The organism is Pseudoalteromonas sp. SANK 73390, assembly GCF_054966645.1.
The window spans coordinates 42,312-48,601 of the sequence record NZ_ARPN01000079.1 but is presented as its reverse complement, the minus strand read 5'-3'; the positions used below and the strand labels follow the sequence as shown (position 1 = coordinate 48,601).

Here is a 6,290-nt window from a genome sequence, read left to right as displayed (position 1 = left end):
GAAGAAAAGTGATAAAAACATATTGTTCGTACAAAAATAACGCTAAAAGCTCAATAAAAGCACTTTAATTTTGAGTTTTAGGCATTAAAGCTCGTATTTACTGCAATACAAATCGTTATTTCTCTATATATCCATTACAAAAGCAGCAGAAAACTTGTGTTAAGTTCATTAACTTTTACTTTATAAATAAAAAACTCTATAAGCTAAGTTAAAAGAACAGTGAAATGCTCTACATTAAGTGATAACGATGCTATTGAAGTAAGTTAACGCAACAAAAAACTTAGGAAAGAAAAAAGCCGAGCAATAGCTCGGCTTTTTTTGTGTCTTATAATAAGACTTACTCTGCAGACTGCACGTCTTCTTGAGTTTCTTCCGCAACTGGACGGTCTAGAAGCTCAACATAAGCCATTGGTGCATTATCACCAGCACGGAAGCCACACTTAAGAATACGAGTGTAACCACCTGGACGACCCTCAAAACGAGGACCGATTTCGCTGAATAATTTACCAACTACTTCTTTATCACGTGTGCGAGCAAACGCTAAACGACGGTTTGCAACGCTATCAGTCTTAGCCAGTGTGATTAAAGGTTCAATTACACGGCGCAACTCTTTCGCTTTAGGCAAAGTTGTTTTGATGATTTCGTGCTTCACCAAAGAACCAGCCATGTTGCTGAACATCGCTTTGCGATGGCTGCTGTTACGGTTTAATTGACGACCACTCTTACGATGGCGCATGACCCTATCCTTCTAACTAAATAATATAGTAACTTAGCTTATTCAGCTAAGCTTGCCGGTGGCCAATTTTCTAGGCGCATACCTAGAGATAGACCACGTGAAGCTAGTACATCTTTGATTTCAGTTAGAGACTTCTTACCAAGATTTGGTGTTTTCAGAAGCTCAACTTCAGTACGCTGTACTAAGTCACCGATATATTGAATTTGCTCGGCTTTCAAACAGTTTGCTGAACGTACTGTTAGCTCAAGATCATCAACTGGACGAAGCAGAATAGGATCGAATTCTGGCTTCTCTTCTTTCTCTTCTGGCTCAGAAACATCACGTAAATCTACGAATGCATCTAATTGCTCAGCTAAGATAGTAGACGCACGGCGGATCGCTTCTTCTGGATCTAAAGTACCGTTTGTTTCCATATCAATGATTAACTTGTCTAAGTCTGTACGTTGTTCAACACGGGCTGACTCAACCGAGTACGCAATACGCTCAACTGGACTGAATGATGCATCAAGCAGCAAACGACCAATTGGACGCTCATCGTCATCAGAGGATAAACGGCTAGACGCTGGCACATAACCACGACCGCGTTCAACACGAATACGCATGCTGATCTCGCTGTTACCTGCCGTTAAATGGCAAATAACGTGATCTGGATTGGCGATTGTAACATCTCCGTCGTGCTGGATATCTGCCGCAGTCACAGGGCCTACACCAGACTTAGTCAGGGTCAGAAAAACTTCATCTTTACCTTCTAGAGATACCGCTAAACCTTTTAGATTCAACAAAATTTCAATGATGTCTTCTTGAACGCCTTCTTTCGCGCTGTACTCATGCAATACACCGTCGATTTCAACTTCAGTTACTGCACATCCTGGCATAGATGACAACAGTATACGGCGTAAAGCGTTACCCAAAGTGTGGCCAAAACCACGCTCTAATGGCTCTAAAACTACTTTAGAACGCGTTGGGTTGATAGCGTCGATATCGACTAACCTTGGCTTTAGGAATTCGGTTACAGAACCCTGCATTTTATCCTCTCTTAACTCTTAACTTTACTTCGAGTAAAGTTCGACGATTAATTGTTCGTTAATGTCCGCAGACAGATCAGAACGCTCAGGTAGGCGCTTGAAGCTACCTTCCATTTTCTTACCGTCAACTTCAATCCAAGTTGGCTTTTCACGTTGCTCAGCCAACTCTAGAGCAGCGATGATACGCGCTTGTTTTTTAGACTTCTCACGAATTACTACTACATCTTCAGGAGTAACTACGAAAGAAGGGATATTAACAACACGACCATTAACCATAATCGCTTTGTGGCTTACTAACTGACGTGCTTCAGCACGTGTGCTTGCAAAGCCCATGCGATATACAACATTGTCTAAACGTTGCTCTAGAAGCTGTAATAGATTTTCACCTGTGTTACCTTTAAGGCGAGCAGCTTCTTTATAATAGTTACGGAATTGCTTTTCTAATACACCGTAAATACGACGTACTTTTTGCTTTTCACGTAATTGTAAACCGTAATCAGATAGACGACCTTTACGAGCGCCGTGCTGACCAGGTGCAGTCTCAAGTTTACACTTTGAGTCGATAGCTCTTACGCCGCTCTTAAGGAACAGGTCAGTACCTTCACGACGACTCAGCTTGAGCTTAGGGCCCAAATATCTTGCCATGTTCTTTCTCCTAACCTATTGTTAAACGCGACGTTTCTTCGGTGGACGACAACCATTATGAGGGATTGGCGTCACGTCAGTGATGTTTGTGATACGGTAACCCGCAGCATTCAATGCACGTACAGCAGACTCACGGCCTGGACCTGGACCTTTAATGAATACTTCAAGATTCTTAAGACCATACTCTTGAGCAGCAGTACCTGCACGCTCAGCAGCAACCTGTGCAGCGAACGGAGTAGACTTACGTGAACCACGGAAACCAGAACCACCTGCAGTCGCCCAAGAAAGAGCATTACCTTGACGGTCAGTAATGGTTACGATTGTATTGTTGAATGATGCATGAACATGAGCCATTCCATCAACAACTTGTTTTTTGACCTTTTTACGACGAATTGGTGCTTTAGCCATAACTTACCTCACCTTATCTTTTGATAGGCTTGCGAGGACCCTTACGAGTACGCGCGTTAGTCTTAGTACGTTGACCACGTAGTGGTAACGAACGACGATGACGTAAGCCACGGAAACATCCAAGGTCCATAAGACGCTTGATGTTTAAAGTCACTTCACGACGAAGATCACCTTCGACAGTGTACTTGCCAACTTCTTCACGAAGTACGTCAAGTGTTTCGTCTGAAAGTTCACCGATTTTTGTATTCTCGGCGATACCTGTCGCTGCTAAGATAGCCTTAGCGCGAGTTTTACCTACACCATAGATGCTAGTTAAACCAATAACTGCATGCTTATGATCAGGGACGTTAATGCCAGCGATACGGGCCACTAACACATCTCCTATATTTAGATCCGATTCCCATGTGTTTGAAAAGCCCGCAAGGATACTCAAACGAAGATCGGATCACATTCAAAAACACAGGCTAAGTAAAATTTTACTTAGCCTGCATGACTTTTATTAGCCTTGCCTTTGCTTGTGCTTAGGCTCACTGCATATCACACGTACTACACCAGCACGCTTGATAACTTTACAGTTACGGCAAATTTTCTTAACGGAAGCACGTACTTTCATTGCTCAACTCCGTGAAAATAACCTTATCGACCGTAGCCTTTAAGGTTTGCTTTTTTCAGCACAGAATCATACTGATGTGACATCATATGAGTCTGTACTTGTGCCATAAAGTCCATGATAACAACAACGATAATCAAAATTGATGTACCGCCGAAGTAGAATGGCGTTTGCCACGCCATCGTCATAAACTCGGGCACCAGACAGATAAAGGTTATATACAAAGCACCTGCCAATGTCAGGCGTGTCATCACTTTATCAATGTATTTAGATGTCTGCTCACCTGGACGAATGCCTGGAATAAAAGCGCCAGATTTTTTCAGGTTATCTGCTGTCTCACGCGGGTTAAATACCAACGCAGTGTAGAAGAAGCAGAAGAAGATAATAGCCGCAGCTAACACCATCGCATACAGAGGTTGACCAGGAGTCAACACTGCAGAGATAGCTTGTAGCACATCAGCGACCGGACCTTCACCTTGGCCGAACCAGCTTGCAATTGTACCAGGGAACAAAATTATACTGCTAGCAAAGATTGGTGGAATAACACCCGCCATGTTTACTTTCAATGGTAAATGCGTGCTTTGAGCAGCAAATACTTGACGACCTTGTTGACGTTTAGCATAGTTAACGACAATTCGTCGTTGCCCACGTTCAAAGAAGACTACAAGATAAGTAACTGCGAATACGATTACCGCAATCAATAACAGTACAAGAACATTCAGATCACCTTGGCGCGCCATTTCAGCTGTCGAACCAATCGCAGACGGCAGGTTAGCTACAATACCCACAAAAATCAGTACTGAGATACCGTTACCAATACCTCGTTCTGTAATTTGTTCGCCCAGCCACATTAAGAACATAGTACCAGTTACTAAACTTACTACTGCAGTAAAATAGAAACCAAAACCTGGGTTAACAACTAACCCGTTCATCATGCTTGGTAAGCCAGTGGCAATACCTATTGACTGGAATGTAGCAAGCACAAGCGTACCATAACGCGTGTACTGACTAATTTTCTTACGCCCTTGCTCGCCTTCTTTTTTAAGCTCTATCATCGCAGGATGTATGTGCGTTAATAGCTGCATAATAATTGAAGCCGATATATAAGGCATAATACCGAGTGCCAGTACCGAAGCACGCTCAAGCGCACCACCGCTGAACATGTTGAACATTTCAACAATGGTGCCCTTTTGTTGCTCGAAGAATTCGGCAAGTACAGCGGCATCAATCCCAGGGATCGGCACGAATGAACCTAGACGGTAAATAATGATAGCACCCAATACAAAAAGTAATCGACGCTTCAGTTCCGCAAGCCCACTTTGTGCACTTTGCATATCTTGACCTGGTTTAGCCATTAGTGTACTTCCTTAGTCTTCTACCTTGCCTCCGGCAGCTTCGATAGCCTCGCGAGCACCTTTAGACACTTTCATGCCTTTAACGGTAACTGCGCGTGAAACTTCGCCAGATTTAACAACTTTAACGAACAGAACGTTCTTTTTAACTAGACCAGCTGCTTGTAACGCGTTTAGGTCTACCACATCGCCTTCAACTTTAGCGATTTCGTAAAGGTTTACTTCTGTAGATACTAAAGATTTACGTGAAGTGAAACCAAACTTAGGTAGACGACGTTGCATAGGCATTTGACCGCCTTCAAAACCAACGCGTACTTTACCGCCAGAACGTGACTTTTGACCTTTGTGACCACGACCACCAGTCTTACCAAGACCAGAACCGATACCACGACCAACACGTTTAGCAGTAGTTTTTGAACCTGCAGCAGGAGAAAGTGTATTCAAATGCATTCGAATTACCCCTCAACCTTAACCATGTAAGAAACTTGGTTGATCATACCACGTACACATGCTGTGTCTTCCAACTCAACAGTGTGATTGATACGACGTAAACCAAGGCCACGTAAAGTCGCTTTATGCTTCGGTAAACGACCGATAGAGCTCTTTACTTGAGTAACTTTTACAGTTTTATTAGCCATGGTTAATTACCCCTGAATCTGTTCAACAGTTAAACCACGTTTCGCAGCAATACCTTCAGGAGAATTCATATTCTCTAGAGCAGCAATTGTTGCACGTACAACGTTGATTGGGTTTGTTGAACCGTAACATTTAGAAAGAACGTTTTGAACACCCGTTACTTCTAATACTGCACGCATTGCACCACCTGCGATGATACCAGTACCTTCAGAGGCTGGTTTCATGAACACTTGTGAACCTGCATGGCGACCCTTGATAGGGTGTTGCAATGTGTTACCGTTAAGATCTACATTGATCATGTTACGACGCGCTTTTTCCATTGCTTTTTGAATAGCAGCTGGAACTTCACGTGCTTTACCGTAACCAAAACCTACTTTACCTGCGCCATCACCAACTACTGTTAGTGCTGTGAAGCTAAAGATACGACCACCTTTAACTACTTTAGACACACGGTTTACCGCAATTAGCTTTTCTGCTAAATCAGGCTGTTGTTGCTTTGCTTCTACGTTAGCCATTGTCTACTCCTAGAATTGCAAACCGGCTTCACGCGCAGCATCAGCTAGCGCCTTCACACGGCCGTGATATTTAAAGCCACTGCGATCAAAAGCAATTTTTTCAATGCCTTTGTCAGCTGCACGTTCAGCAACCGCTTTACCTACAGCTTGCGCTGCAGCAACGTTGCTTGTACCTGTAACTGTTTCGCTAATCGCTTTTTCAACAGTAGAAGCAGCAGCCAGTACACCACCCTCAGCATTAACAACCTGAGCATAGATGTGACGTGGCGTGCGGTGGATAACAAGGCGCGTAGTGCCTTGTTCAATAAAATTTCTACGGGTGCGTTTAGCACGACGTAGACGAGCTGTTTTTTTATCCATCGT

Annotated in this window: 11 protein-coding genes; all 11 read right to left on the bottom strand. The window is 43.3% G+C overall.

What is annotated here, in order from left to right:
* Positions 1-337 precede the first annotated feature (337 nt).
* The 11 genes from rplQ to rplR all read right to left on the bottom strand — a co-directional run bounded on the left by rplQ (position 338) and on the right by rplR (position 6,287).
* Positions 338-736: a 50S ribosomal protein L17 gene (gene rplQ, locus SANK73390_RS10540; RefSeq protein ID WP_261594610.1), complete on the bottom strand. Its 399-nt coding sequence runs from the start codon at positions 734-736 to the stop codon at positions 338-340.
* A 38-nt stretch (positions 737-774) separates the two neighbouring features.
* The gene (locus tag SANK73390_RS10535; RefSeq protein ID WP_261594611.1) at positions 775-1,761 is read right to left on the bottom strand and encodes a DNA-directed RNA polymerase subunit alpha; all 987 of its coding nucleotides are present in this window, start codon (positions 1,759-1,761) and stop codon (positions 775-777) included.
* A gap of 24 nt (positions 1,762-1,785) precedes the next feature.
* Entirely contained in the window at positions 1,786-2,406 is a 621-nt protein-coding gene (gene rpsD / locus SANK73390_RS10530) for a 30S ribosomal protein S4 (RefSeq protein ID WP_171628000.1), read from the bottom strand.
* Between the two features lie 21 nt (positions 2,407-2,427).
* Complete coding sequence (gene rpsK / locus SANK73390_RS10525; RefSeq protein ID WP_010363724.1) at positions 2,428-2,814, bottom strand: 30S ribosomal protein S11; 387 nt, start codon at positions 2,812-2,814, stop codon at positions 2,428-2,430.
* Positions 2,815-2,827: 13 nt separating this feature from the next.
* Positions 2,828-3,184, bottom strand: a complete 357-nt coding sequence (gene rpsM, locus SANK73390_RS10520; protein ID WP_261594612.1) for a 30S ribosomal protein S13 — start codon at positions 3,182-3,184, stop codon at positions 2,828-2,830.
* A gap of 129 nt (positions 3,185-3,313) precedes the next feature.
* Positions 3,314-3,427: a 50S ribosomal protein L36 gene (gene rpmJ, locus SANK73390_RS10515; RefSeq protein WP_002959476.1), complete on the bottom strand. Its 114-nt coding sequence runs from the start codon at positions 3,425-3,427 to the stop codon at positions 3,314-3,316.
* 23 nt (positions 3,428-3,450) lie between these two features.
* Positions 3,451-4,779: a preprotein translocase subunit SecY gene (secY, locus tag SANK73390_RS10510; RefSeq protein WP_261594613.1), complete on the bottom strand. Its 1,329-nt coding sequence runs from the start codon at positions 4,777-4,779 to the stop codon at positions 3,451-3,453.
* Positions 4,780-4,791: 12 nt separating this feature from the next.
* Positions 4,792-5,226 carry a 50S ribosomal protein L15 gene (gene rplO / locus SANK73390_RS10505; protein WP_261594614.1) on the bottom strand — a complete coding sequence of 145 codons (435 nt, stop codon included), beginning with the start codon at positions 5,224-5,226 and terminating at the stop codon, positions 4,792-4,794.
* A gap of 5 nt (positions 5,227-5,231) precedes the next feature.
* Positions 5,232-5,414, bottom strand: coding sequence for a 50S ribosomal protein L30 (gene rpmD, locus SANK73390_RS10500; RefSeq protein WP_016710201.1), 183 nt, complete (start codon positions 5,412-5,414; stop codon positions 5,232-5,234).
* Positions 5,415-5,420: 6 nt separating this feature from the next.
* Positions 5,421-5,927 carry a 30S ribosomal protein S5 gene (gene rpsE / locus SANK73390_RS10495; RefSeq protein WP_261594615.1) on the bottom strand — a complete coding sequence of 169 codons (507 nt, stop codon included), beginning with the start codon at positions 5,925-5,927 and terminating at the stop codon, positions 5,421-5,423.
* Between the two features lie 9 nt (positions 5,928-5,936).
* Positions 5,937-6,287 (bottom strand): 50S ribosomal protein L18, encoded by a 351-nt coding sequence (gene rplR / locus SANK73390_RS10490; RefSeq protein ID WP_261594616.1) that lies wholly within the window; start codon positions 6,285-6,287, stop codon positions 5,937-5,939.
* Positions 6,288-6,290 lie beyond the last annotated feature (3 nt).